The 25,057-nt window shown below is 66.1% G+C and carries 24 protein-coding genes; 5 read left to right on the forward strand and 19 right to left on the reverse strand.

What is annotated here, in order from left to right:
* The first annotated feature begins 665 nt into the window (after positions 1-665).
* Positions 666-1,787 carry a glycoside hydrolase 5 family protein gene (locus D5S18_RS03230; protein WP_239003498.1) on the forward strand — a complete coding sequence of 374 codons (1,122 nt, stop codon included), beginning with the start codon at positions 666-668 and terminating at the stop codon, positions 1,785-1,787.
* On the opposite strand, the gene D5S18_RS03235 is transcribed toward D5S18_RS03230, so the two are convergent.
* The 4 genes from D5S18_RS03235 to D5S18_RS03250 form a co-directional block, all read right to left on the reverse strand.
* Positions 1,788-3,464 (reverse strand): ArnT family glycosyltransferase, encoded by a 1,677-nt coding sequence (locus D5S18_RS03235; RefSeq protein ID WP_120037967.1) that lies wholly within the window; start codon positions 3,462-3,464, stop codon positions 1,788-1,790.
* 83 nt (positions 3,465-3,547) lie between these two features.
* Positions 3,548-5,008 carry a glycosyltransferase gene (locus D5S18_RS03240; RefSeq protein ID WP_120037787.1) on the reverse strand — a complete coding sequence of 487 codons (1,461 nt, stop codon included), beginning with the start codon at positions 5,006-5,008 and terminating at the stop codon, positions 3,548-3,550.
* Positions 5,005-6,516, reverse strand: coding sequence for an exosortase/archaeosortase family protein (locus D5S18_RS03245; RefSeq protein ID WP_120037788.1), 1,512 nt, complete (start codon positions 6,514-6,516; stop codon positions 5,005-5,007). Before D5S18_RS03245 ends, D5S18_RS03240 begins: the two co-directional genes overlap by 4 nt.
* Positions 6,517-6,518: 2 nt before the next feature.
* Positions 6,519-8,510, reverse strand: a complete 1,992-nt coding sequence (locus tag D5S18_RS03250) for a cellulose biosynthesis cyclic di-GMP-binding regulatory protein BcsB (protein WP_120037790.1) — start codon at positions 8,508-8,510, stop codon at positions 6,519-6,521.
* 231 nt (positions 8,511-8,741) lie between these two features.
* Between D5S18_RS03250 and D5S18_RS03255 the strand changes: the two genes are divergently transcribed.
* Entirely contained in the window at positions 8,742-9,968 is a 1,227-nt protein-coding gene (locus D5S18_RS03255; RefSeq protein ID WP_120037792.1) for a phthiocerol/phthiodiolone dimycocerosyl transferase family protein, read from the forward strand.
* Positions 9,969-9,971: 3 nt separating this feature from the next.
* Here the strand turns inward: D5S18_RS03255 and D5S18_RS03260 are convergent, their stop codons facing one another.
* From D5S18_RS03260 to D5S18_RS03320, 13 genes are all read right to left on the reverse strand, one after another.
* Complete coding sequence (locus D5S18_RS03260) at positions 9,972-11,402, reverse strand: sensor domain-containing diguanylate cyclase (RefSeq protein WP_239003499.1); 1,431 nt, start codon at positions 11,400-11,402, stop codon at positions 9,972-9,974.
* A 39-nt stretch (positions 11,403-11,441) separates the two neighbouring features.
* The gene (locus tag D5S18_RS03265) at positions 11,442-12,251 is read right to left on the reverse strand and encodes an SAM-dependent methyltransferase (RefSeq protein WP_120037794.1); all 810 of its coding nucleotides are present in this window, start codon (positions 12,249-12,251) and stop codon (positions 11,442-11,444) included.
* Positions 12,248-13,483 carry an ROK family transcriptional regulator gene (locus tag D5S18_RS03270; protein ID WP_120037796.1) on the reverse strand — a complete coding sequence of 412 codons (1,236 nt, stop codon included), beginning with the start codon at positions 13,481-13,483 and terminating at the stop codon, positions 12,248-12,250. Before D5S18_RS03270 ends, D5S18_RS03265 begins: the two co-directional genes overlap by 4 nt.
* 62 nt (positions 13,484-13,545) lie before the next feature.
* The gene (locus D5S18_RS03275; RefSeq protein WP_120037798.1) at positions 13,546-14,775 is read right to left on the reverse strand and encodes a sugar ABC transporter permease; all 1,230 of its coding nucleotides are present in this window, start codon (positions 14,773-14,775) and stop codon (positions 13,546-13,548) included.
* Positions 14,772-15,527, reverse strand: coding sequence for an ATP-binding cassette domain-containing protein (locus D5S18_RS03280; RefSeq protein ID WP_120037971.1), 756 nt, complete (start codon positions 15,525-15,527; stop codon positions 14,772-14,774). Before D5S18_RS03280 ends, D5S18_RS03275 begins: the two co-directional genes overlap by 4 nt.
* 7 nt (positions 15,528-15,534) lie before the next feature.
* Positions 15,535-16,611, reverse strand: coding sequence for a sugar ABC transporter substrate-binding protein (locus D5S18_RS03285; protein ID WP_120037800.1), 1,077 nt, complete (start codon positions 16,609-16,611; stop codon positions 15,535-15,537).
* A 322-nt stretch (positions 16,612-16,933) separates the two neighbouring features.
* Entirely contained in the window at positions 16,934-17,785 is an 852-nt protein-coding gene (locus tag D5S18_RS03290) for an aldo/keto reductase (RefSeq protein WP_120037802.1), read from the reverse strand.
* Positions 17,782-18,021 (reverse strand): hypothetical protein, encoded by a 240-nt coding sequence (locus D5S18_RS03295; RefSeq protein ID WP_203236557.1) that lies wholly within the window; start codon positions 18,019-18,021, stop codon positions 17,782-17,784. Before D5S18_RS03295 ends, D5S18_RS03290 begins: the two co-directional genes overlap by 4 nt.
* Positions 17,999-18,595, reverse strand: coding sequence for a 3'-5' exonuclease (locus D5S18_RS03300; RefSeq protein ID WP_120037804.1), 597 nt, complete (start codon positions 18,593-18,595; stop codon positions 17,999-18,001). Before D5S18_RS03300 ends, D5S18_RS03295 begins: the two co-directional genes overlap by 23 nt.
* Positions 18,588-19,745, reverse strand: coding sequence for a radical SAM family protein (locus D5S18_RS03305; protein ID WP_120037806.1), 1,158 nt, complete (start codon positions 19,743-19,745; stop codon positions 18,588-18,590). The genes D5S18_RS03300 and D5S18_RS03305 overlap by 8 nt, the downstream gene beginning before the upstream one ends.
* A gap of 111 nt (positions 19,746-19,856) precedes the next feature.
* Positions 19,857-20,699: a helix-turn-helix domain-containing protein gene (locus D5S18_RS03310; protein ID WP_120037808.1), complete on the reverse strand. Its 843-nt coding sequence runs from the start codon at positions 20,697-20,699 to the stop codon at positions 19,857-19,859.
* 22 nt (positions 20,700-20,721) lie between these two features.
* Entirely contained in the window at positions 20,722-21,264 is a 543-nt protein-coding gene (locus tag D5S18_RS03315) for a DUF6879 family protein (RefSeq protein ID WP_120037810.1), read from the reverse strand.
* A complete protein-coding gene (locus tag D5S18_RS03320; protein ID WP_120037812.1) occupies positions 21,261-21,491 on the reverse strand; it encodes a hypothetical protein in 231 nt (76 codons plus the stop codon). Before D5S18_RS03320 ends, D5S18_RS03315 begins: the two co-directional genes overlap by 4 nt.
* A 590-nt stretch (positions 21,492-22,081) precedes the next feature.
* Here D5S18_RS03320 and D5S18_RS03325 point away from each other — a divergent pair.
* A complete protein-coding gene (locus tag D5S18_RS03325; RefSeq protein ID WP_120037813.1) occupies positions 22,082-22,462 on the forward strand; it encodes a hypothetical protein in 381 nt (126 codons plus the stop codon).
* A 69-nt stretch (positions 22,463-22,531) separates the two neighbouring features.
* Here the strand turns inward: D5S18_RS03325 and D5S18_RS03330 are convergent, their stop codons facing one another.
* Positions 22,532-22,987, reverse strand: a complete 456-nt coding sequence (locus D5S18_RS03330) for an NUDIX hydrolase (RefSeq protein ID WP_120037815.1) — start codon at positions 22,985-22,987, stop codon at positions 22,532-22,534.
* Positions 22,988-23,049: 62 nt separating this feature from the next.
* Between D5S18_RS03330 and D5S18_RS03335 the strand changes: the two genes are divergently transcribed.
* Both D5S18_RS03335 and D5S18_RS03340 read left to right on the forward strand, forming a co-directional pair.
* Positions 23,050-24,081: a DNA polymerase III subunit beta family protein gene (locus tag D5S18_RS03335; RefSeq protein ID WP_158607786.1), complete on the forward strand. Its 1,032-nt coding sequence runs from the start codon at positions 23,050-23,052 to the stop codon at positions 24,079-24,081.
* 7 nt (positions 24,082-24,088) lie between these two features.
* Complete coding sequence (locus D5S18_RS03340) at positions 24,089-24,586, forward strand: hypothetical protein (protein WP_120037818.1); 498 nt, start codon at positions 24,089-24,091, stop codon at positions 24,584-24,586.
* A gap of 15 nt (positions 24,587-24,601) precedes the next feature.
* On the opposite strand, the gene D5S18_RS03345 is transcribed toward D5S18_RS03340, so the two are convergent.
* A complete protein-coding gene (locus D5S18_RS03345; protein WP_120037820.1) occupies positions 24,602-25,015 on the reverse strand; it encodes a nitroreductase family deazaflavin-dependent oxidoreductase in 414 nt (137 codons plus the stop codon).
* Between the last annotated feature and the right edge of the window lie 42 nt (positions 25,016-25,057).

A 25,057-nucleotide genomic window follows, 5' to 3' on the forward strand; every position in this document is an offset into this window, starting at 1 on the left:
CCGGTCGGGTGGCACCCGGTGGAAGTGAGAATAGCGAGCGTTGCGCGAATATCACTATTCCCGTCCGCGGCGGGCATTCCGCGACGACCAGAGCCCTTGTCGGCCAGCAGTTTTACCATGGGGGCGCAGCCTGTCCGATTCGTCCCTTGGGATAGCCGTTCGGCTGCTGATACCCGCGCGACCGTCGTGCGGCCCCCTCCAAAGTCCGCACGACGGCCACCGGTTGGTGTCCGTCGCGGCCGCCTCGTTGCGGGTCGCGTCGAACCGGCAATCGAAACACGGATTCCATTGTGGCGCAACCCCGGACGACGATTCGGGGGCGCGGACCCCAATTCCGGCGGCTGTCGCATCGCGTCCGGCGCCACTAGCCTGGGCGCGGGGTCCGCTTCATCGACCCCCGGTGCTCGCGGGAGTGCCCGCCGGCACGCACGGGGCGCACCTGATGTTCCGCATGGCATGGGAGCGCCCGCCGGTGCGCGGCATCCCGCCCGATGCCGGGACCGCGCCCGCCGCCCGGCCTCCACCGGCCGGCGGGCGTCGGCATCGCGCTGCGAGCCTGCCGATCAAGCCGTTGACACGCCGCGCCGTGCCAACGCGGGCATGCCGCCGACCTGTGGTGGAATCGAGCGGCTCGGTCCACCATCGGCGCGGAGGGAGACGGCTTGTTGCGGTCGCTGATTCGATGGGCCGTCGTCGCCACCGTCGCGGTCGGCTCGATCGGATGCGCGCGAGACGACCGGCACGTCGATGCGGCGACGGCGGGTATCGCGGTGCGAGCGGGCGTCGATGGTCTGCTGCTGCACGGGCAGCGGTGGTGGCCTTCGGGATTCAATGCGCCGCAGTTGGGCACCCGCTACTCGATCAATGTCGGCTGCGGCGCGGAGACCGATGCGGACGCCTATTTCGAACGGCTGCCACCGAATTCGCTGACCAGGTTCAATCTCTTCCAGGCCCTCGCCGTCGACAAGACCAACAACACCATGAACTTCCAAGCGGTCGACGCCGTATTCCGGGCCGCCGAACGAAGCAGGCAGTTGGTGCTGCCGGTGCTCGCCCCGCAGGACGGTGGCTGCGACGACGACCGATTCAAACAGCACGACTGGTACATCGATGGCTGGACCGCCACCGAGCCGGTGCCGGGCCGGGCGGTGCTGAGCTTCCGCGACTGGGTCGCCACGGCCGTGGACCGCTGGAAAGACGTTCCGGTTCTGGCAGGCTGGGAATTGATGGGTGAGGCCGAGGCCAGTGTGTGCGGCGATGCCGAATGCAGCGCGGCGCGGCGGACCTGCCCCGCCGACGCAGCCAGGGTGCTGCGTCAATTCATGGACCGGGCGGGCGGCCTGGTGCGCGAGCGCGATCCGGGCCGAATCATCTTCGCCGGGTTCGCCGGCGGGGGCCAGTGCGGAACGGCGGGCGAGGACTACCGCTATGTCGGGGCCTCACCGAAACTGGATGTGCTCGACTACCACGACTATTCGCCGGATCTGACCACACTGCCCGGCAATAGCTGGGACGGGCTCGCGGTGCGGCTGCGGCAGGCGCGCGAACTCGGCAAACCGCTGCTCATCGGCGAGGTGGGCGTGAAGGCCGGTGGCTGCGAGAGTTTGGCGGCCCGACGCGTCGATCTGGGGCGCAAACTCACCACTCAGCGCGATGCGGGCGCGGCGGGTGCGCTGCTGTGGGCGTTCGTTCCGGATCCACGTTCGAGCGAGTGCACCTGGGATATCGGACCGGAAGATCCGCTGTGGGGGCTTGTCGCCGAACGGATCACGCTGACGCCGCAGTAGTCAATTCGCGCCGAGGACATGGTAGAGACGCCAATTCGGCTGCCCCGCACCATCATTTGGTACTTCCAACGCCAATGTCGCCACACCGGCACCGTTCTCGTAGATGGTGGGGTATCGCCGATTCACCGCGTCGGAGGTCCCGCGCCCCTCGTTCGGCACGGCCAGAATGTATTTCACGCCCCGTTCCGCGGGCCGGTTCAGCACCCGGACGAAATCGCGATCGGACGGAATGACGAATTGATCGGGTCGGCGCGAGGCCGCCGAGACCGCGAATCCGTAGACGGTGTCCATCAGGATCGCCCCGCGCGGCAGGCGCAGATCGTCGAGGTAGTCGGCCAGTTTGCGCTCGGTGGAGAAGGTGGCCGCGATACGGCGCTGATCGGCGTTGTAGGGCGTGGCATTGTCGGGTTCGGGAAACAGCACCTCTTTGAGCGCGTACTCCTGCACTGCCATGGTCTGGCTGGTCATCCCCCAACCGGTGAGCGGGACCGAAGCCGCGATCAGCAGCAAGGCCAGTGCCATCACGGCCGCCGCGGGTCCCATCATCGGTCGGGCGGCATGTCGGCCCGAGGGGAAAGCCCGTGCGGGAGCGGACAATACGGCGTTCTTGCCCGGACGACGACTCGGCGGCAGCGCCCGCGCCGCGGTCAGCTGCATGGCCAGGACCACCGCCAAGGGGATGGCCGCCACATAGAACCGCAGGAAGGCGAAGGTCGACCCGCTCGCGTAGCTGAACGCCTGGAACGCGAGCACCGCACCGCACAGCAGCAGCGGCACCAGCACCGCAGCGTCGCGCCTGCGCCAGCCCAACGCGGCGGCGATGGGCACCAGGATCGGCAGTGCCGGACCAAGAATCAGCGTCGCGGCGAGCGCGTACTCCAGCGCCGGGCCGAACTGCGATTGGGTCTGCCCGCCTTCCTGAGCCAGGATCGCGGTATTGCCGTACTGGGAGGTGAACTGCTGGAACGCCTGTCCGGTGATGAGCCAACTGGTGAGCGCCCAGACGAAGAAGGCCAGCGCACCCGGCACGCCGATCAGCACCAGATCCATGATCGCCGAGTACCAGCGGTTGCGCTGCCCCCGACCGCGCCGGTAGGTGATGACGAAGACGAGCACACCCGCCGCGACGGCAGGCGCCACCGCGTCGTAGCGGGTCAGGTAGGCCAGCCCGAAGGCGACCCCGCAGGCGGTGAGGTCGTGCGCGTCATCGGTGCGCACCCAGCGGATCAGTCTGCGGATCGCCCAGCACAGGCAGAACAGGAATGGCGCCTCGCTCATCCCGTTCGCGCCGTAGAACACCACCATCGGGTTGAGCGCGAAAGCGGCGGTGACGCCCGCGATCATCCACCACGGCAGTCCGCGATCGGTGCCGATACCGAAGATCATCAGCACCGCGCCGCCCATGAACAGCGCCGACATGATCACGCCCGACAAACCCCAGTGCGTCAGCCAGGGCAGCCACGGCGAGAACGCGACGAAGGGCAGTTGGGCCAGTGAGGTGAGCGGGGTGAAGACGAATCCGATGGCCGACAGGTGCGGGTCGCGACTGAACAGCGCGGACTCGGTGGCCTGTACCCGGCTCAGCGCATCGCCCATCAGGAAGCCGTGGCCCACGCTGAGCAGGACACCGAAGGCCAGGTACAGCAGTGTCGCCGCGCCGAAGACCGCCCAGCGCATCCGCACGGGCGGCTCCGCCGCGCGTCTCGACGACGCCTCGGCGGCGAACCGACGGGTCGGTGGCGCGGGTTCGATCAGTGCGGTCACTTCTCCCCCTCGGTCGCCGCGGCCGTGCCGAGGCCGTGAAAGGTCTTCTCCCAGTAGGAAGGTTGGCGAATGAGCTGATAGCAGCCCTTGGTCGAGGCGATACTCATCATCACCCAGTACAGCGGCACCGTCAGGCAGGCCCAGATCAGGTCGGGGCGGTTGTTCTCCCGGCAGGCCAGCAGATTCATGTAGATCGTCGCGGAATTGCCGAGGATCAGGGCGATCAGCGCCGGGAAGTAGACGACCGACGGGAAGAGATGCCCGATCACGCTGGGCTGCCCCAGAATCCAGGACAGCGAGATGAACCAGAACACCAGGTTCAGGCAGGCGATGACGGGCGTCCCCGCCAGGAACAGGGTGAATCGGATGAAGCTGACCGGTCCGATCCGCCGCCACAGCTGGATCGGCCGCCGGGTGTGCACCAGCCAGGATTGCAGATAGCCCTTGTACCACCGTGATCGCTGCCGCACCCAGTTGATCGGATCCGGATTGGCCTCCTCCAGGGTGGTCGAATCCAGTACGGCCGTCGAATATCCCACCGCCGCCAGCCGCACGCCGAGGTCGGCGTCCTCGGTGACGTTGTACGGGTCCCAGGCCCCGATATCCTCCAGGATGCGCCGCTGGAAGTGATTGGAGGTGCCGCCCAAGGGAATCGGCGCCGCGCTGCGCATCAGCCCCGGCAGCAGATAGCCGAACCACAGGCCGTAGTCCATGGTGAACCACGCGGTCAGCAGGTTCTGGCGGGCATTGTGGAAGGAGAGTTTGGCCTGCACGCAGGCGACCGTGTCGGGCAGATCCGCGAAAGCCGCGACGACCCTGCGCAATTGGAGCGGATCGGGAATGTCCTCGGCGTCGTAGATGGTGACGATATCCCCGGTGGCCAGGTGCATACCGTAGTTGCATGCCTTGGGTTTGGTGCGCGGTTGCGCCTCGGGCACCAGAACCATCGTCACGTAGTCGATCTCGCCGCCGATCCCGGCAGCGCGGGCGGCCTCGATGGTGGGTTCGTCGTCCTCCTCGAGCAACAGCAGCACCTGCATTCTGTCCCTCGGGTAATTCAGCCCGCTCAGTGCGCCGATCAGGTCGCCGACGACCTCCGGTTCGCCGTAGGCGGGCACCAGGATGGTGTAGGGCGGCAGATCGGCGTCGCCGAGGGCGAGGGCGCGCTCGTCGGAGACCGTCATGATGGCGTCGCGGGGCAGTCCGCGCTTGAAGATCAAGACCCGGTCCAGCATGCCCGCCAGGTAGATCAGCGTGCACAGGCCGACGAGCACCGTGCAGGTGCCCATCGGGCGTATCGCCGCGCACACCGCGATCAGCAGCACGCAGCCGATGGCGGTATTGCGCTGCCACGGCAGGAAGGCCACCGACGCCGACATCATCGGATCCTGCTCGCGCAGACCGTCCACCGCGAAGTGCAACGCGCGAGCGGAGGCGGGATCGAGTTCGCGGCTCATGCCGGACTCACCCCCGCGCGAATGATCTCCTTCGCCAGCATGGTGACCAGTTCCCGGTCCTTGGGTTTGGTGTCGTCGTCGAGCGCCTTGGGGTCGGAGTCGAGCACCACGGCACTGCCGCGGAAGAAGATGTTGACCACATTGTCGAAGACACCGACCAAACTTGGCTGCGACAGCGGGAATTCGGCGGTGGGCAGGTGATTGTCGGCCGCGATGACGCTGATGCGCTCGGCCCGATTCCCATCGCGCCAGTTCCAACTCAGCCAAGTCCAGCTCAACAGTTTGCGATCGTCGAGCACCACATTGAGTCGGGCGGTGACGCCATTGCCCAGATCCAACCAGGTGGCCGGGCCGATGCGCGGCTGGCTCAGGTTGTAGATGACGAATTCGGGCAGCCGGTCGATGGCGTAGCCGTCGGGGGCGTCGACGACGTCGATGACCACGCGGCGACGGCGGGATTCCTTGTCCCACATCGGATTCGGCTCGTCGGCGCGAATCGTGCTGCGGCGCAGCGTGCTCGCGCTGCCGAAAAGTCGATGCGCCCATGGGTTGTCCTGCTCGTCGAGCAGGGTCCAGCCCGGCGGGACGACGTGCGAGCGAGTCAGATCCAACCCGGCGATGAGCGGGAACTGCGTGTCGTAGCCCGGCGGAATCGTCAGCAAGACCTGCGCGAGGCCGACCACCATCACCAGCGCCGCCGCATTCCGAACCTGCTGGGCCTTCAAGGTTTCCAGCGATCTGTCGATCGGCCGATAGGAACCGCCGCGCCGCCGCACATCGAAATACATCACCAGACCCATCACGAACACCGCGAGCACCGCGGGGATGGCCTGATAGGCGAACACCGGCGCACCCGGCGCGAAGAAACGGATCGCCACCAGCACCACCGCGCCGAGCACGAGCGCGCCGACCGCACCGATCAGCGCGCGAATTCTGGTGCGCCCCATCGCGATCGCGGCCGCGAAGGCCGCCAGGGGCAGCATGGCGATCCCCGCGTCGATGCTGTCGCCGCCGACGGCCGTGCGCAACATCCGGTACGGCACCGGGAACGCGGCGAGCAGCAGCAGCCACGTCGGCCAGAACCGGGCCGTCGGCCGCAGCCCGAACAGCAGCACGCACGAACCGAACAGGAACAGCCACACCGCGATCAGATCCAGGTGCAGCATCTCGTACAGGTACCGGTAGCGCGGCAGCAGCAGCCCCTGCACCGAAAGCGCCGCCGCCAGCGCCATGATCCCGACGATGATATCGGTCTGCCGGTCGTGGATCGGCAGCTCCCGGCGCGGCCGCAGCATGGTGCCGGTCGCGGCCAGCATGGCCAGCACGAACACCACGTACACCTGTCCGATATCCGAACCGTGGCTCGCATCGCGCACCAGCCGCAGCCAGGTGTCCCACCAGCCCACGCCGGCCGCCGCCACGATCAGCAGCAGGCGCACGGAGATGCGCAGGATGGTCCCGCGGGCGTGGCTGCGGGTTTTGGCGGGCGTCGCGGCGGGCGCGGACACGGCTACCGGTTGCCGCGCCGTCGCAGCAGCAGGACGACACCGGCCAGCACGGCGACGGCGGCCACCACCGATCCTGCGATGACCAGCTTGTGCGCGACCGATATCTCGTGCGCGGACTTGCCCGGCACCGGTGCGCCGAGGGCAGCGGTCGGATCGAAGAACTCCGGCTCGCGCTCCCCCGCCTGATACAGCGCCGCGCCGTGCAGTTGCTGCCAGCGGTCGAGATCGGCGTTGAGCCAGCCGAGGGCGCGGTCCAGATGGCCGGGCGCGTTAGTCGAGGTGGCCACGACCACGGTGCGCCCGCCCGCGTAGGTGGTCTGCAACGAGCCGAACGGGGTGGTCGGATCGATCTTCACGATGGCGGTGCGTCCGTCCGGCGCCGTCTCGGTGACGGTCAGTTCGTCATTGTTCGGATCAAGCGGCAGGGCGATATCCCTGGGCACCTCACCCGTCGCGGCGATCAATACCGCGGGCGATTTACTCTTGGCCGCGGTGTCGAAGGGCACCACCTCCGGCCGCATCGGCACCACCGAAAGGCGTTGCAGGCCGGTCAGAATGGTCACCGCGCGCACGGTGTCGGCGAGGCCCGGCTGCTTCATACCGACCTGCACCCGAGGTTGCAGCGCCTGCGGCAGCGCGTCGAAACCGCCCGGAATCGGCGGGACGGCGGATTTGCTGGTGACCTCGGTGCCGGGATCGATGGTCAGCGTGACCGGACGCTCCAGACCGCAGCCCTGGGTCAGGCCGGTCTGGTGCAGGCTGACCGAAATGGTGCTGAAGCGGGTCAGCGCGTCGTTGGGGATATCGATCCAGCGGTCGATGCGACCACCGGAGTCCACCGGCCAACCATCCACGTATTTCCCGTTGACCTCCACGATGATCGAGCCGCTCATGGTGTCCGGCAACGGGGTGTAGGTGCCGAGCAGGCGCGCCCGCACATCGCGGGCGGGACGGCCGATGCGCGACTGGTCGACACCGAAGTCGACCCGCACCTGACCGATCGAGGTGGCACTGAGCTGGGTCTGCCCCAGTTGGGACAGGGTCACGCTCTCGGGAGCGATGCGCGGGGCCTCGGGCAGTGCCACCGCGACCGCGCCGGAGGAGATGGCAATGCGCGACAGGTCGCTCACCAGCAACCGGATCTGATCCGGGAGGGTTTTGCGGTCTCCGCTGACCCGCAGCACGGGGGACGGTCCCGGATTGACCAGCCGCAGACCGGCTTCCGCGGCTTCGGCAATCACCACCTGCCGCTCGAGGAAGGCTGGTGGGTGATCCGGCGCCTGCGCGTCGCCTGTCAGGCCGCGGACATCCACGACCACCGGTTGGCCGCTGTAGCGGGCCACGACGGCGGTGCCGAGGGACAGGGCCGCCGCGCTCTCGGTATCGGTCGGCTTCGCGGGGAGGTACATGGTGAATCGGTGCAGCACCGGTGGCAGGAAGTCGGCGACGGTGCTCGGCTGCGCCTCCTCCCCGCTGTAGACCGCGGCGGCGTCGGCCAGCGTCAGCGGGCGGCCCCACCAGTCGGTCACGCACCAGCCGGGTTCCGGCAGCAGCGACGAGGTCAGGGTGAGGGAGACGGCATTGTTGCGGACCGGAGCGCCCGCCAGCGATAGTCGGATCGGGGCGGGTGCGCCGATGGGTAGCTCCACCCGATCGATCAGTCGGTCACCCGAGGCCACTTCCAGGACGCCGCGCGCGACATGCGGCGGCAATTGGATGGTGCCGGTGAGCGCGGTGGGCGCCAGACCGGGCAGGACCGGCAGCACCAGCGAAACCTGATGCTGCCCACCCGGAAAGCTCAGCGATTTGCCCATGCCCAGCGTGGGCAGCGCCATCGAGACATCGCCCGCCGCCGCCACGACCGGCCCCGGCGCCACCGCGCCCGGCAGGGCGGCGACTACGAGCGCCGCGCCGAGCGCGAGGACCATCCGCAGCGGCGCGGCGCGATGCCGACCGGCCGCCGTCCCGGATAAGCGACGCGAGCGCAAGGTCATGGCAGTCTCCTGGTGTGTGCCGCAGCGAAGGCCCGAGCACGGGGTCCGACCAGCACCGCGCATATGGAATTACCTGACGTACCGGCGCGATGCTATAGCGAACACGAATTGTTTCTCCGCAAGACACGCCCGGCATCCGGCAGGGTCGGCAATGGATTCGAGTCGAATTCGCAATAACGCCGTGTTTAACAAACGGGCCGACCGGAACGAAAAATCCGGCGGAGGACCAACATGACGACTGCTACCGTCATTCGCCCGCTCGCGCCCAGTGAGGAGATCTTCGCTCCCAGTGCGGTGTATGTGGGTTACGGCATGCGAATCTCGGGCCGACCGCAATGGGCTGCGCTGGCACAGGCGTTCGAGGCGCTGGTGCGCGCCCATCCCGTGCTCGGCGCGCACATCGCCGATACCGAACTCGGCCACGTGCTACTCGAATCAAGCTGTACAACACCGGAATTCACACTCACCGACGGCGATCCGGAGCGGCTGCTGACCGGGGCTTCGATCGATCAGCGCGCGGCACTTGGCACCCTGTGCGCCGTGCGCGACGGCGAACGAGCGAGTATCACCCTGGCGACCCACCACAGCATCGCCGACGCCACCCATTCGCTGGCATTGCTGCGCGAATTATGGGAGTACTACCGGGATTTGGTTTCGGGCCGCCCGATCGAGGCGCGTCCGCACGAATATCCGCGTCCGGTGGAGGATCTGCTCGAAGAACGCGGTATCGAGAAGATCCCCAATCCCGATCCGGTTCCGCGCGCGACCATTCCCGAATCCGATCAATGCGAGGCCGCCGAATACGTGCTGCCACGCGCGACCCGCATTCATCTCACCCCCGCGCGGACCGCGGCGCTGCGCGAGGTCGGCCACCGCGCGGGCGTCACCATCAATTCCCTCGTCGCCGCGGCCGTCCTCGCCACCGAATCCGTGCTGCGCGAACTTCCCCTCAATGAGCTGATCCACTCCTATTCGGTGGATCTGCGCACCCGCCTCACACCGCGGGTCGGCCCGACCGAGGGCAGCAACGTACTCGGATTCACCAGCTATGCACCGGCTTTCGCGCAGCCGCCGACGCTGCTCGGACTCGCCCGCGATATCCACCACCACCTGCGCGCCGAACTCGCGGCCGGAGTGGTTCAGCAGAGTCCCCTGCACCTTCCGGATATCGCCGCCGCCGGACCACCCCGCATACCCGGCGTCGTACTGACCACCAATTGGGGCCGGATTCCGGTGCCGCCCACCCCACCGGGCCTGCGCTGCACCGACTTTCGCTCCACCATGATCGCCAAACCCGACCGCACCGGACGCAGGCCCGACAAACCCGACGAGGGCACCTGCATCATCAGCACCTTTCGCGACCGACTCAGCATCGAACTGCACCACCCGGAGTCGACCACGCCGCGACATCTGCGGCGGGCGCAACTGCTCGAGAGCCACCTATTGGGACTGCTCTGAGCCTCAGCGCGGCCGATTGCGGTGCCGAGACTTGTCGCGATACATGGCCGTATCGACCGCGTGCAGCAGCTCGTCCACCGCCGTCGGCCGATCGGTGACGTAGGTGGTGCCGATACTGGCGCCCACCGCGACCAGCACCGAGGACACCGCCATCGGCGGAGCGATGGCCGCGCAGAGTTCGTCGGCGATGGCGGTCAATTGATCCGGACCCGAACACTTCTCGATCAGCACGATGAACTCGTCACCACCGAGCCGCGCCACCAGCCCGGTGTACGGGTCGACGGCCGCCCGCAACCGCTCGGCCACCACGCGCAGCACCCGATCGCCGACCGCGTGCCCCCAAACGTCATTGATCTCCTTGAACCCGTCCAGGTCCAGGTAGCACACCCCAACGGGCGGAACGGCATTGGCGAGCCGATCGAAGAACAGTCCGCGATTGGGCAATCCGGTCAGCGAATCGTGGTTCGCGTCGTGCCAGAGCCGATCGGCCAACTGTTTGCGCTCGGTGACATCGACCGCGATCCCGATCAGGAAGCGGACCTCCCCATCCGCGTCGCGCACCGCCGACATGGACAGGTCGATGCTGGCCATACCCCCGTCCGGGCGCAGATGGTCTGTCTCCAAACGGAATTGCTCGATCTGCCCCGCCAACAACTGCTCCAGTTGCGAGAAGGCGCGACCGATATTGGCCGGGCCGAGCAGTTCGGCCACCAGCCGACCCGGCATGTAATCCTGTGGGATGCCGAGCATTCGGGCCATGGCGGCATTCACATCGAGCACATGCCCGGTGATGTCGACGGTCCCGATCCCCACCGAGGCCCCGGCGAAGACCGCCGCGAAACGGGCCTCCGAGAGTTGGCGACGCGCCTCGGCCTGCTGGGCGGCGACCAGCGTCGCCGCCAGGGTCGCCTCCTGCTCGGAAAGAGCGACGCGGCGCAGGTAGTAGGTGAATGCCACCGCGAATTCCGCGGCCAACGCCAGCGCTCGCTCGCGCAGCGGCCCCGCGTACTCTTCGTCGGCATGCGCCGCGGTGCCTCGCGGCTGTTCGCTGCGGATATCCGCGACGACCTCCCCGCAGATCACGCCGATCGTGCGGCCCACGGCGATCGGATCGCGATAGTTCGCGCGGACCAGAGCCGCGGCCGTGCGGCGCGCGACCGCGGTGTAGTCGGTGCCGTCCGAGCCGCTCGACGCGGCGGTGCCGTCCTGGCCGCTCGACGCGACAGTGCGATCTGAGCCGCTTGACGCGACAGTGCCGTCCTGGCCGCTTGACGCGGCGGTACCGTTCGAGCCGCGCACGGCGGCAAGCAGATCCGCCGCGAGGTCGGTGAGCAGATCCTCGATCCGATCCCGCGTCAGCGTGGGCGCGACGACACCGTCGAGCGCATCGGCCCAGCGCACCGCGACCTCGCGGGCTCCCACCTTGTCAGCCACCCCCTGCAGGCGCCGGACTCGATTCGGGTCGGTCCGGGGTCAGCTCTTGCGGCCGACACCCGCGAGCCCGAGCGAGCGGCCCGGTTGTTCGTGCCGGTCGCGCTCGGATTCGGGCCGCCACAGCGGCAACTCGACGACCCCCGGCTCGACCAGGTCCCATCCCTCGAACATAGCCGTGATGCCGCGCCGGTCCCGGAAGTGGATGCCGACACGGCTGACATTGGCGGCGTTGGCGCCGAGGCGGGCCGCGTCCTCGGGCCGCGAAGCCGAGGACAGGTGCGAGATGGCGACATGGCTGCCTGCGGCGAGTTCGGCGCGCAACTCGGCGACGCGTTCGGCGGGGGAGTCCGCATCGGAGAGCAGATGCAGCACCGCGACCAGCAGCAGACCCACCGGCCGGGTGAAATCGATCAGTCCGGTCGCACCCACCTCGGCGAGCAGTTCGCTCGGCCTGCGCAGATCGGCCTCCAGCGCGGCCGCGTTGGCATTGCCGCGCAGGATGATCGCCGAATGCGCGACGGCCACCGGATCGATATCCACGTAGAGCACCCGGATATCCGGGTCGATGGCCTGGGCCACCTCGTGCACATTGCCTGCCGTCGGAATGCCGGAACCGATATCGAGGAACTGCCGAATACCCTGATCGGCCAGGTAGCGCACGGCCCGACGCAGGAAGGCCCGGTTGCTCAGGGCCAGGCGCGGTAGATCGGGCACCAGTTTCTTGCCCATTTCGGCGGCCTTGCGATCGATCTCGAAATTGTGCGAGCCGCCGAGCAGCGCGTCGTACATGCGGGCCGGGCTCGCGTGCCGCATATCGACGCCCTCTGGCGCCCAAGGCGGTCTGTTCATCCACACCCCTTACCCCTAGGTCCTGCGATACTAGGCGCTGACCGGTCGCCGACGCGGGCCAGGGTCTGCAGCGGATCGGTGAGAACTTCCGCGAAAGCCAACTCCGCCGCCCCGATCAGGGTGGCGTCACCGGCAAGCGCCGAGGTGCGCAGCCGCACCCGCTCGCGCACCGCCTGTAAGCCCTCCAGGGCGACCCGGCTGCGGACCTGCGCCGCGGCCGCCAGATAGACCTGACGCAGCACGCCGCCGAACACCACCATCGACGGATTGAAGATATTCACCAGGTTGGCCACGCCGCGCCCGAGCCAGTCACCCACCTGATGCAGCGCGTCGCGCGCGGTGACATCGCCGTAGGCCGCCGCCTGCACGATCGCCGCCACCGCGGCCCGACCCGAGAGGTCGGCGCGGCCCGCCGCCGCGATCAGCGCCAACTCCCCCGCCTCGGCCTCGAGACACCCGCGCGAACCACACGCGCACGCCCGCCCATTCGGGTTGACGATCATGTGCCCGATCTCGCCGCCGTATCCGCCCTCGCCACCCAACAGGTGCCCCCCGACGACGATCCCGCCACCGATTCCCACATCGCCGTGCAGATAGATCAGATCTCGCAGGCCGAGGGCGACCCCGCGCTCGCATTCGGCCAGCGCGCCGAGGTTGGCATTGTTGCCCACCGAGACCCGCAGTTCCCCACCGAGTCTCGCCGCCAGCTCGGCCCCGAACGGCACATCCACCCAACCGATATTCGGACCGAAGCGGACCACGCCGTCGCTCTGGCGCACCATGCCGCAGAATGCGACGCCGACGCCCAAGCAGTGGGCGGCATCATCGGAAACCTCCGCCGCCATCGCGGCCAACATCGCGATCACCTCCGCCGGGTCGAAAGTATCGCCGCTGCGGGCGGTCTCGACCCGATCCAGGACCACACCGCCCAATCCGACACGGGCCGCCGCCAATCTGTCCGCCCCGACATCCAGGGCCAACACATGGAACCGCTGCGACTGCGGACGCACCACCAGCGAGGGCCGCCCCGCCCGACCCGTCTGGCCCGGCAATTCCTCCCGGACCAGTCCGGCGGCCACCAGATCGGCGGTCAGGGCCAGAATCGTGCTGCGGTTCACGCCCATCCGCTCGGCCAGCGTGGTGCGCGAGACCGCACCGCCGCGGTGCACGTGACGCAACAGGACGGCCAGGTTCTGCCTGCGGATCTCCTCGGGCGACGGTGCGGCGCGCATGACATCCCCTCTCGGCGCGATGGTCGAATCCGTTGCCGCACCGGCGAATTCGGTGGGGCGCTCTAGCCTTGCTGCCGGGTCCGCCTGCGCGAGAGGGCGTCGACTCCGGCGGCCAGCAGCAGAACGAATCCTGTCACAACGAATTTCGTGCCCGCGCTGTAGCCCATCAGGCCCATTCCGTTGTTGATCACCGCGACCACCGCCGCACCCAGCACCGCGTCGCGCATCCGGCCGCGCCCGCCGAACAGGCTGGTGCCGCCGATGACCGCCGCGCCGACCGCCGTCAGCAGCACATCGCTGCCACCGGTATTCGGATCCACCGAGTTCGCGCGCGAGGCCGCGATCAATCCGCCCACCGCGGCCATGGTCGAGCACAGAACGAACGCGGTGATCCGGATCCGGTCCACCGCGATACCGGCCCGGCGCGCGGCCTCGGCATTGCCGCCGACGGCATAGATATGTCGGCCGAATTCGGTGCGGTTCAGCACGAATGTCCCCACCAGCAGCAGCACCGCGATAAGCGGCACCACGATCGGCATCCCCTTCAGCGAATGCAGTTCCGGATTGCGGCTGCGCTCCCCATTGAGGACCAATACCGCCACCGCGGTGACCGCGGCGACAATGGCGACGCGGGCGATCACCACCGCGCCCGTCTCGCCGACGAGCCCGAGTCTGGTGCGTGCCAAGTACTTTCGATACTGGATCGCCGCGAATCCGGCGACCAGCACCGCCCACAGCACCCAGCCGAGCGCGGGCGGGACATTCTTGTTCGCGATGGCCAGGATCGTGCCGTCGTGGATGGAGATATTGCGACCGTTGTCCATGATCTTCAGCGCCACACCCTGCAGGGCCAGGAAGGCGGCCAGGGTGACCACGAACGACGGGATGCCGATCTTCACCACCACCGCACCGACGCACAGACCGATCCCGACCCCCACCAGCAGCGAAACCCCCACCGCCGCATACCAGGGCCAGCCCTGATCGGTGAGCAGCACGGCCAGCACCGCCGCGCAGACACCGCTGGTGAATCCGGCCGACAGATCGATCTCGCCCAGCAGCAGCACGAAGATCAGCCCCATGGCGATCACCGCGATGGCCGCGCCCTGAGTGAACAGATTCGCGAAATTGCCCTGTGAGATGAACACCGGACGGGCCACCCAGAACACCGCCGACAGCGCGATCAGCGCCAGCACCGAGGGCAGCGCGCCCATATCGCCGCTGCGCAGCCTGCCCAGGTAGTCGTGCAGCACATCCGAAGCGGGGGTGGACTTCTCGGTCGCGGTGGCGGTCATCGCTCGACTCCATTCCCGCTGCGGCCCGCCGTGATCAGTTCCACCACTTGGGCATAGGTCACGTCGGCGGTGCGGACCTGCGCCGCCATCCGTCCCAGATACAGGGCGGCGATGCGGTCCGACACCGCGAAAACATCGTTCATGTTGTGCGAGATCAACACCACCGCCAGCCCTTTGTCCGCGAGGGTGCGCACCAGTTCGAGCACCTGCTGGGTCTGGGCCACCCCGAGCGCGGCGGTCGGTTCGTCGAGGATCACCACCTTGCTGTTCCACAGCACGGCCTTGGCGATGGCCACCGTCTGGCGCTGACCGCCCGACAGGCTCGAAACCAGTTGCCGCACCGATTTGAGGGTGCGAACCGATAAGCCCGCCAAGGTCTTTCCGGCCAACTCCTCCATGGCGTACTCGTCGAGCACCAGGCCGCGCCTGCGCTCGCGGCCGAGGAACATGTTCTGCACGATATCGAGGTTGTCGCACAGCGCCAGGTCCTGATAGACGATCTCGATGCCGAGATCGGCCGCCTCGCGCGGATTGCGGATCTGCACCGGATTTCCCTCGAACACGATCTCGCCCCCATCCACCGGATGGGTGCCGCCGATACACTTCACCAACGTCGACTTGCCCGCGCCATTGTCGCCGACCAGCGCCGTCACCTCCCCCCGATACGCGGCGAAATCCACGTGGTGCAGCACCTGTACCGGGCCGAAACTCTTTTCGATACCGCGTAATTCGATGACGGGCCGATCAGTCATCACACGCTCAGTTCACGCCGTTGTCCGCGCAGAGCTTGGCGAATTCGCCCGCGCACAGCTCCGCCTTGGCCACGAAACCATCCGCGACGACCTCCTTGACGTTGTCCTTGTAGATGGCTTTGGGTTCCAGAAGCACCGAGGGCACATCCGCTTTGGATACGGGATCATTCACCGTGCCATTGGTCTGACCCTGCTGCCCTTTCACCAAGCCGATGGCCAGTTGCGTCGCCGCCTCGGCTTCCTTCTTGATCGCCTTGTACACGGTGACGCACTGATCGCCCGCCAGCACATTCTGCAAACCCTGCACCGTGGCGTCCTGACCCGTCACCGGGACTTGACCGTTGAGCTTCTGCTTCTTCAGCACCGCGATGGCCGCGTTGCCGAGTCCGTCATTGGCCGCTACCACGCCGCCGATATTCGGTGTGCCCGTCAACATCTGCTCGAAGATGGTGCCCGCCTTGGTGTTGTCCCACTCCGGCACCGCCTGATCGGGTCCCTTGACGTACTCGCCCGCGTCGAACTTGGGTTTGAGCACCGAGTCGTATCCGGCCTTGAACATGGCGGCATTGTTGTCGGTCGGGCCGCCATTCAGATATGCCACAGTGGGTTTCGGAATGTTCTTGTCCGCCAAACACTTCGACACCCCCTCCCCCATCAACTTGCCGACCTTCACGTTGTCGAAGGACACGTAGTACTGCGCGCCGCCACCCAAAGTCAGCCTGTCGTAGTCGACTACGGTCACCCCCTGCGACTTCGCCTTCTCGATGACCGCCTTGCCGGTCCCCGAATCCAGATTCGTGATCATCAGCACCTTCACGCCGCTGGTGATCATCTGATCCGCGATCGTCTGAAACGCCTGCTTATCCCCCTGCGCGTTCTGAATATCCGCCTTCACCCCCGCCCCGTCGAAAGCGGCCTGCAAATACTTCCGGTCCGCGGTCTCCCACCGCGCCGAAGTCTTGCTGTCCGGCAGGATCACCCCCACATCGGCCTTCCCCCCACTCCCTTTGGTCTCGCCGCCGCATCCGGCGACCGAGGCCACCACCCCGACCGCCACCACAACCCCGACCACGCCCTTGCGCATAACTGGGCCTTTCGAACTACCACCCCGGCCGAGCCGGAGCCGGATCAATTGTTGTTCGCCACAACATACGTCAGCTCCGGTGCTGCCACACCGGTTTCGGATTTATTTTGTTGTCCGGCATAACAATCGGCTCCCAGCATCGAAAATCCCTGTTCATCAACGGTTTCGGTGCCACTACTCAGCGGTGAATGCGCCCGAGAGCACACGGGCGGGCGCGGTCGAGGTCGGTGATGTGGATGATGTAGCGCAGGAAGATCGCACCGAACGTGTCGGGCGCGCGAGTGAAGATGGTGATGGCGCGGTCGACAGTCCAGGAGGAACCTCACTCCTGGCCTGCCCAACCGATGCTGGTAGGGGACGATACAGCCGCATCTATCGCAGCCGAGTCATCACGTGTCAACGACAGATCGATGGCTGCAATGTTCTCGTAAATGTGTGCGCTGCAACGACTTCCTGGGATTGCGGCTATCGCATGGGAGTGGTGCAGTAGCCACGCCAGCACCAATTGGGCCGGTGTCGTCCCGTAGCGGACGGCCAACTTGCCGAGCGCACGAGAGCTGGTGAGTGCGCCTGTCGCTAGCGGAGCGTACGGCACAAAGGTTATGTCGTTCGATTCGCAGTGTCGGAGAATATTTTCGGAGTGCCGGTCGGCGATGCTGTATTTGTTTTGGACGGCCGCGACGGTGACGAGGCGGCTGGCTACGCGGAGCTGCTCAGCGTTCACTTTGGATACTCCGATGTGCCCGATTTTTCCCTCGGTTTGCATGTCGGAGAGCACGCCGAGCTGGTCCGCGACTGGTACAGCAGGGTCTATTCGGTGCAGGTAGTACAAGCCGATCCGGTCTATCTGTAGCCGTCGCAGGCTCATTTCCACGCACTGACGCAAGTACTCGGGTCGCCCGCACGGTGCCCACTTGTTCGGGCCTTGGCGGGTGAGACCGCCTTTCGTGGCGATGAGCAGGTCATCGGGGTAGGGGTGCAGGGCTTTGCGGATGTACTTCTCTGCGGTGAAAGGCCCGTAGGCGTCGGCGGTGTCGATATGCCGCACGCCCGCGCTCACCGCGTCCCGGAGTACCCGGATAGAGTTTTCCGGGTCGTCCGCCGCTCCCCAGTGACCGGATCCTGTGAGCTGCATCGACCCAAAGCCGATGCGGCCCAACGTTTTCAGTATCATGACTGTTCCTGTGCAGTCAGGCACGCCAGGGCGGGGCCGGTGACGGTTTCGGTAAGTTCCCGCGCCGACACCCCGATCGGCCCGTTGGACGGTTCAGCCCTGGCGGACCCGGTTTCCCCTGCTGCGACGAGCATTTGCGCGAGGTGTCGCACGATGGTGGATTTACCGGCGGTGCTCGGCCCGTTCACCGAAAGGAACAGGCTGCGCTCGTGCTCAGAAAAGGGCCGCAGTGCCATTGCCGTCATCCCTTGCCGCTGGGGTGTTGCGGAGTTCTTCGAGTGTCAGCGGGCGCGTGTCCGACCCTTCCACGAGCCGGACGAACAGTCGCGCGGTGACCAGCGCGTCATAGGTGGCGCGGTGCAGGGTGAGACCGTCGGGAAGGCCGTCGGCCAGTTTCAGAGTTGTCACGAGCCCGCCGAGTTTGTAGCTGTCGGCACCCGGCAGGAGGCGGCGGGCGAGTTTGAGAGTGTCCAATACTTCCGGACATTCCCATTCGCCGAGCTTGCGCTGCAATACCCCGACATCGACATGCGCGTTGTGCGCGATCAGACAGTCCATGTCCAGCGCGTCGCGTACCTCCGCGGCGATCGTGCCGAAATCGGGCGCGCTGGACACCATCGCGTTGGTGATGCCGTGTATCCGCAGGGCGATAGGCGTGATCGGTGTTTCCGGCTGCACGAGCCAGCTGACAGGGCTGCCGATGACGCCGTCGGTGATCGGCACCGCCGCGAGCTCCACCAGGTCGGGTGGTTGTTGCCCGTTGCCTTCCACGTCCACTACGACGTAGTTCAGGTTTGTCCAGTCACTCATTGCCGGGTGCGTCCTTCCATCCGATATCGGCGCGTCCGTGCCGGTTGGCGTGGTGCGGGTGCGCTGCGTCGTGGACCTGAAAACCGAGAGCGTGTTGCAGGTAGTAGCGCGGCTGTTCGGTGTCGAGCCCGGCCACCACGGCGGCCTGCTCGCTGACCTGCACCACGTTCAGCCCGGCCGCTTCCGGCAGTGGCGCGGCGGCGGCGCGGAGCTGGTCAGGTGTCGGCATACGATGTGCGCCCGCGCAGAGCTCCAGCTGACTCAGTGGACAAATATCGCACAGTTCCCGGATGCCGTAGTGCCCGTTGTAATCCGGGAGCCCGTGCGCGTAGGACACCGCGCACGAGGTCTTGCGAAACAGTGCGGCTGATGTCGAGAACACTGACAGCACACGCTGTTCCAGCGTTTCGGGAACGATCTTGCGACGTGCGGTCTCGCCGTAGGGTTCGGGCAGCCCGTTCGCCTTGTAGTAGGCGGCGATCTCGTCGCGGTAGAACAGGCCGGTGAACACGGTGGCGTCCGCGAGCTGCCCCAGCTCGAACGCCCGCACCAGATGCTCGTCCGAGTCGTTCAGTCCGGGCACCAGCGGACGCCAGTACAGGATCGTCCGGTACCGGCGCGGCGCGGGAGCGCTCATCAACTCCAGCGACGCGGCGGCTACAGGTGAGGGGTAGGGCTCGATCTGCTTGTTGTCGATACCCGAAAAGGTGAACAGCAGAGTGAGTTTGATGTGCCGAAGCTGGTTGAGCCTAGCCACGTCATCCGGCTTCATCTGATGCCGGGTGATGACCAAAACATGATTGGTCAACCCGCGCCCGTCGAGGTCTTCCAGGACCGCGAACGTGTGCGGTCGGACAGCGGGCAGGAACGGATCGGTAGCCCGGTTGAACACCTGAACCGGAGTTGTGTGCGGCTGGAAGTAGCGGTGTCCCACCAGCGCGTTCACCGCGTCGGCGTTGGACATCAGGGCGCGGGGCCTGCGCTGGTCCCACAACCCGTAGGTGTGTCGGATGCAGTACGCGCAATCGAGCGGGCAGCCCTGAATATGGTTCAGGCTCAGCCCGCTTTTGCGGTACTCCACCACGTCGCGCGCCCGCTCGGGCAGCCGCTGAAGCTGTCCACTGGTCAGCAACGGAACGAATGTAGCCATGTGATCCTCCCCTGGACTCAGCCGCCGAAACGGCAGTGAAAGGGAGGGTAGGCACCAGAAAACCCCAGCGCAAGAATTATTCTCGAATATTCTCGAAAATTCCGAGCGATTCTAGGGCCGAGAATCCTGTTTGTTCGCGGAATCTTCCTCGCTCGCGAGGGCTTCGGCTGCTCGCGCGATGATCGCCCTTGCGGATCGCCCGTAACTTGCGATCGCCGCGAACTGCTCGAACACCTTGCCGTAGAGGGCGATTTCGTGAGCCTGTACGAGGTTCAACTCTGCGGAATATGTCTCGACCAATACTCGTTCGGTGTCTCTGATGGAGAATCCATGCCACGGCCCAATAACGTATTGCGCTGTAGAGTCTATTATTCCCAGCCGGATGTTCGGAAGCGTCGAAAGCGACATCAGCCGGTCGAGCTGGCCGAGCATGACCTCCGGACCGGATAAGCGAAGCCCCAACACGGACTCGGGGACAACGAAATGGAATCGCTTATCCGGGCGGTAAAGCAATTCTTGCCGTTGCAACCGGGAGCGCACGGCGTCGTCGATGTCGTTGTTGGCGTTGAACAAGATCACACCCTGCGCGAGCCGGCTCCTCGCGTACTCGCCGGTCTGGAGAAGTCCAGGAATGACGGTGGATTCGAATATTCGGAAGACCTTCGTCTTCGAATCGAGCTCGGCGAGCTTCCGCTGATGGGGTTGCAAGCCGGGATGCAGGACGCGCTGCCATTCCGCGTGCTGCGCTTCAAGTGTGCGCAGCGCTGTCAGCAATTCGTCGGTGTGCGCCTCGCCGCCCGTGGCGCGGGTCCAGGCCCGAATGTCGCCCTCGCTGGGGGATTGCCGAGCGGTCTCGATCTTCGAGACTTTGGATTGCGGCCACGACAACGACTCCGCGAGCTGCGTGCCGGTCAGTCCGGCTTGCCTGCGCAGCTCACGGAGTCGGACGCCCATCGCCGCCCGCGCCTCGTGGACGTCAACAGCGATGGGGCTGTTCCTTGGTGGCAAAGCTATCCCGCCTTAGGGCGTAGTGCCAAGCAACATCGCGCCAATAATTGTGCTGAACGATTTCCGAGTTGTCGTCGATGATATCGCCGCCCGCGAAACGGTCCTCCTCGTCGTAGTTCATTATCACGAGTTTCCGCGAGTCGAACAGCCAGTAGTCACGGTGTGGTAGTCCGGCGTCTTGCGCCCCCTCGCGGACAAGATATCGAATATCTTCACCGGCCGCGATATTGTGCCGCGCAACAGCAAGCCCCCAGCGGTTGTAGTCGCTGAGCGGAGTATCCACAACACGCACCCGCTCGTACCGCAGACCGTTGCTCGTGGCTTCGCGAACCATCGAAAACCATTCCTGCGCCCACGGCAGATCATCCGGCTCGCCGGCCAGAAACTTCTTGAACGACTCCAACTCATATGATGGCGCGTAAGAGGCTCTGACTTCCAAACGGAATGCGGTGTGCTCGAATGTACGAAAGAGCCGACCGAAGTCGGTGCCGGGCTCAATTCGCTGATTCAGCGCTCTCCCTCCTGATACCGGCGGGCATAGAACTTCAAGACTTCTTCGGGAATCTCGATGATCGCTTCGCCGTCGGGGATCGGCCCGACATCAGCGAGAACTTGCGAGTCCGTAACTTTCCAACCCTGGGCTATGTAGGTTATACGGTCCGCACGATCCGTCGCGAACAGGGTGGGTGATTCCCCCACATTGGATGCGGGGTCTTTTCCGAGAAACCGAGCGCGCATGACAGCTCCTAGAATATTCGAGAGTATTCCTACAGGCCATCGTGACCCATGCTTCACGGCACGTCAACAGGCGCGCGGCCGCCCGCAGGCCGCCTGATCGGTATGACAGGAATGTGTCACTTTGGTACTGCCGAGCAACCGCCCAGGCTCGACGGTGATGACCCCAGGTGGTCACTGGCACCACAGGTGCCGCAACATCCTGTTCGACAGCAACGACTACCACGCAGCATCGTCGTGCTCCACACTCGCCGCATCGTTCGGCAAAGACGCCGCAGCCCATGACCTCTGGGCCTGCGCACTCACCAGACACCCCTACTCTCCGCATCCACAACCACGAATACGGGCAGTGCTCGCCCTCCTGGAATCCGGCAACCGGATTGCTCGACTGGGCGATCCTCAATCGACTATCCGTTATTGGGTGAAAGCCGTTGAAGCGCAGGCCCTCGCCGGGCTCGGCGACGGCTACGGTTGGGCCTCGCAGCGGAATCAGCCGAATCGGTCCAGACACTGAGCCAACCGATCACCCGTTCGCGCACTCGATCAGCAGATCGCAGCGCTATCGTCATCAACGACAACCATGAGGAGAGACGTTGCTCAACAACAGTGACCGCGGCCGGATCTTCCGTGATGCCTGGATCGAAGGCGTTCGCACCCACTTCCCTGGCGAACCGAAACCCGGATATGTCGCCGTCTGGGAGGACATGCCGGAATGGGAGCGGGCCGCAGCGGTCGCAGTGTACGACCAGGTTGCGCAGTTCCTCACGGTCACGGGCGGCAACGCGGCCCGACTGACCCGCGAGCAGAAGGGCCGCTGGGTCGCGCTGTGCTGGATCGGCCAGATCTACAAGCACATTCCAGATCCGAAACCGTCCTATGTGGCCGACTGGAACGATCTGCCCGACTGGCAGCGGCAGACCGACGCGCACATCTTCGAAGCAATCGAAACGAACCTCACCGCCATCGAGCGATAGCCGGATCGACGCACCCGGCGGTCTACGACGCGGCGACTTCTTCGATGCGTTGATCTGTCGGCTATCGCTTCAAGGAAGTTGTCCTGCGGAATCCGACCATCCACATACTCCGAACTGTATTCCCGCACAGAACATTTCGATGGCCGCAGCGGTGTAGGGGACGATGGGGTCGGGGAGTTCGTTCATGGGGAACCAGTCCAGGGCGGAGCATTTCTCCGGCTCCTGATTGACGGGGTTCATGTTCTGTCCGTCGGCGTGGAAGACGAATCCGATGCGGGCGTGACCTTCGGGGGCGCGGTAGTGGATCGAGGTGACCATTCGGATGTCGTTGGGAGACAGGGAAAGTCCGATCTCTTCCCTGGTTTCGCGGAGCATGGCGTCGATGACGTGTTCGTGCTGCTCGAGTTTGCCCGATGGGAGGTTCCATTGGCCGTCGGCGTAGCCGGTGTTCCGGCGACGCGCGAGTAGGACGGTGTCGTCGCGGGTCAGCAGGAGCAGGACGTCTACGACGGTGGCGTGGGGCACGGGAGCAGATTACCGACTGCGGTCCTTGACCTTCGGGTTGGTTGAGGCTCGATGATGGGGTGGTGCCGGAAGATGATGACGAACTGTTGGTGACCATTGGGGTGTTCGGGCGCGAGTGTGGGATTACCCCCAGTGCGCTGCGGTTTTATGACGATTGCGGGTTGCTGCGGCCGGTGCGGGTGGATTCGGTCACGGGGTATCGGTATTACGGGGAGGGGCAGCGGGAAAGAGGGGTGTTGATAAGGCGGTTGCGGGAGATGGGGATGCCGTTGGAGCGGGTGGGGGAAGTGGTGGATGGGGAGCGTGGGGTGGCGGGGCGGGTGCTGGATGAGTTTGTGGCGGAGACGGGGCGGCGGGCCGAGGCGGCGGTGGAGGGCGCCGCAGCGGTGAAGCGGATGCTGGGGGTTGGGGCGGATGCGGCGGTGGTCGCGGGGAGCGAGTTGGCGGCGGCGGTGGATCAGGTGTGGCCCGCGGCTGATCTCGGGGGCGAGATACCGGTATTGGCAGGGGTTTTCGTGGAGGTCACGGCGGAGGCGGTGACTTTGACGGCGACGGATCGGTTTCGGCTCTCGACGCGGGGGCTGGTGCCGAAGCGGGTGGTGGGAGCCTGGGCGGCGGTGGTGGACGCGGGTGAACTGGCGGCGGCGGGGAGTTGGTTGCGTGGGGCCGGGGAGGTCACTGTTACGCGTGTGGAGGGGCACCTGGTCCTGACGGCGGCGGGCCGGTCCCGGCGGTGTCGGGTGATCGATGAGCGGTTTCCGGACTATCGGATCGTGCTCGCGGAGTTGGCGGCGGTGCGCACCCGCATTGTCATTGGCAAGGATGCGCTACTCGCCGCTACGGAAACTGTTGGTCCCATCAGCTTTTCGATCGAGAACCAGATGATGCGGGTCGGTGACCAAAGGGTTGCCGCAGAGGTAAACGGTGGCGATATCGAACTCGCCTTCGCCGCCGCAAAACTGCGGTCCGCACTGCGGACGGCGCTGGGACCGGAAGTGATGCTCGATATTTCGGCCGCTGACCGGCCGGTTGTGGTGCGTTCGGCTACGGATGGCGATCTCACCACGTTGGTAATGCCCGTATTTCACAAGTAGGAGTGCTATGAATGCCGATGGGACAATGACCGCCATCATCGAGGCGGTCGAACGGGGCCGGTCGGGTGCGGCGGACGAGGCGCGCGACAGACTCGAGGGGATCTGGAAATCTCTTGGTCCACAGGGTGATTCACTGCACCGCTGCTCACTGGCGCACTATCTGGCCGATCTGTACGACGATCCCGCGCTCGCCCTGACCTGGGATCTGCGTGCCTTGGACGCAGCGGACAGCCGCACCGACGGCCGTGCCAAGCGATTCCACGCCGAACTCGATGTCGCCGGCTTCTTCCCATCGCTGCACCTGAATCTGGCCGACGACTACCGCCGCCTGTCCAGTTTCGACACCGCCCGCGACCATCTCGCCGCCGCCCGCACAAACCTGCACCTGCTCCCCGACAACGAGTACGGCACTCAGATCCGCACCGCGCTGGAAGAAGTCGCCGAGGCGATCGACCGCGGTGACACCGCACCTCGCGCCTCGGCTCCCACGGGTCGGCCGGCTTGAGGCCGCGAAGACGATCTACCGATCGATATCGAGCACCACAACGGGAATGATCCGACTGGTCTTGGCCTGATATTCGGCGAATCCGGGCATCTTGGCCGCCATGGCGGCATAGAGCCGATCATGTTCCGGGCCATCGGGCAGCGCCGTGGCCGTCGCGGTATGTGTCTCGGTGCCGATCTCGAGGGTGACCTTCGGATTGGCCAGCACGTTGTGGTACCAGTTCGGATGGGTGGGGGCGCCGCCCTGGGAGGCGATGATGACCAGCCGGTCGCCGTCGCGGTTGAAGGCGACCGGGCTGATGCGGGGCAGACCGGATTTGGCGCCGGTGGTGGTCAGCAGCAGCAGGTCGGCTCCGGCGAACATGCCGCCGACCTTGCCGCTGTTGGCCCGGAATTCCGCGATGATCTGCGCATTGAAATCACCAGTCATGGTCCGCTCCTCAGAGTCGATGCCCCACCCACCCTAGTACCC

It is taken from the genome of Nocardia panacis (genome assembly GCF_003598715.1).
GTDB classification, from domain to species: Bacteria; Actinomycetota; Actinomycetes; order Mycobacteriales; family Mycobacteriaceae; genus Nocardia; species Nocardia panacis.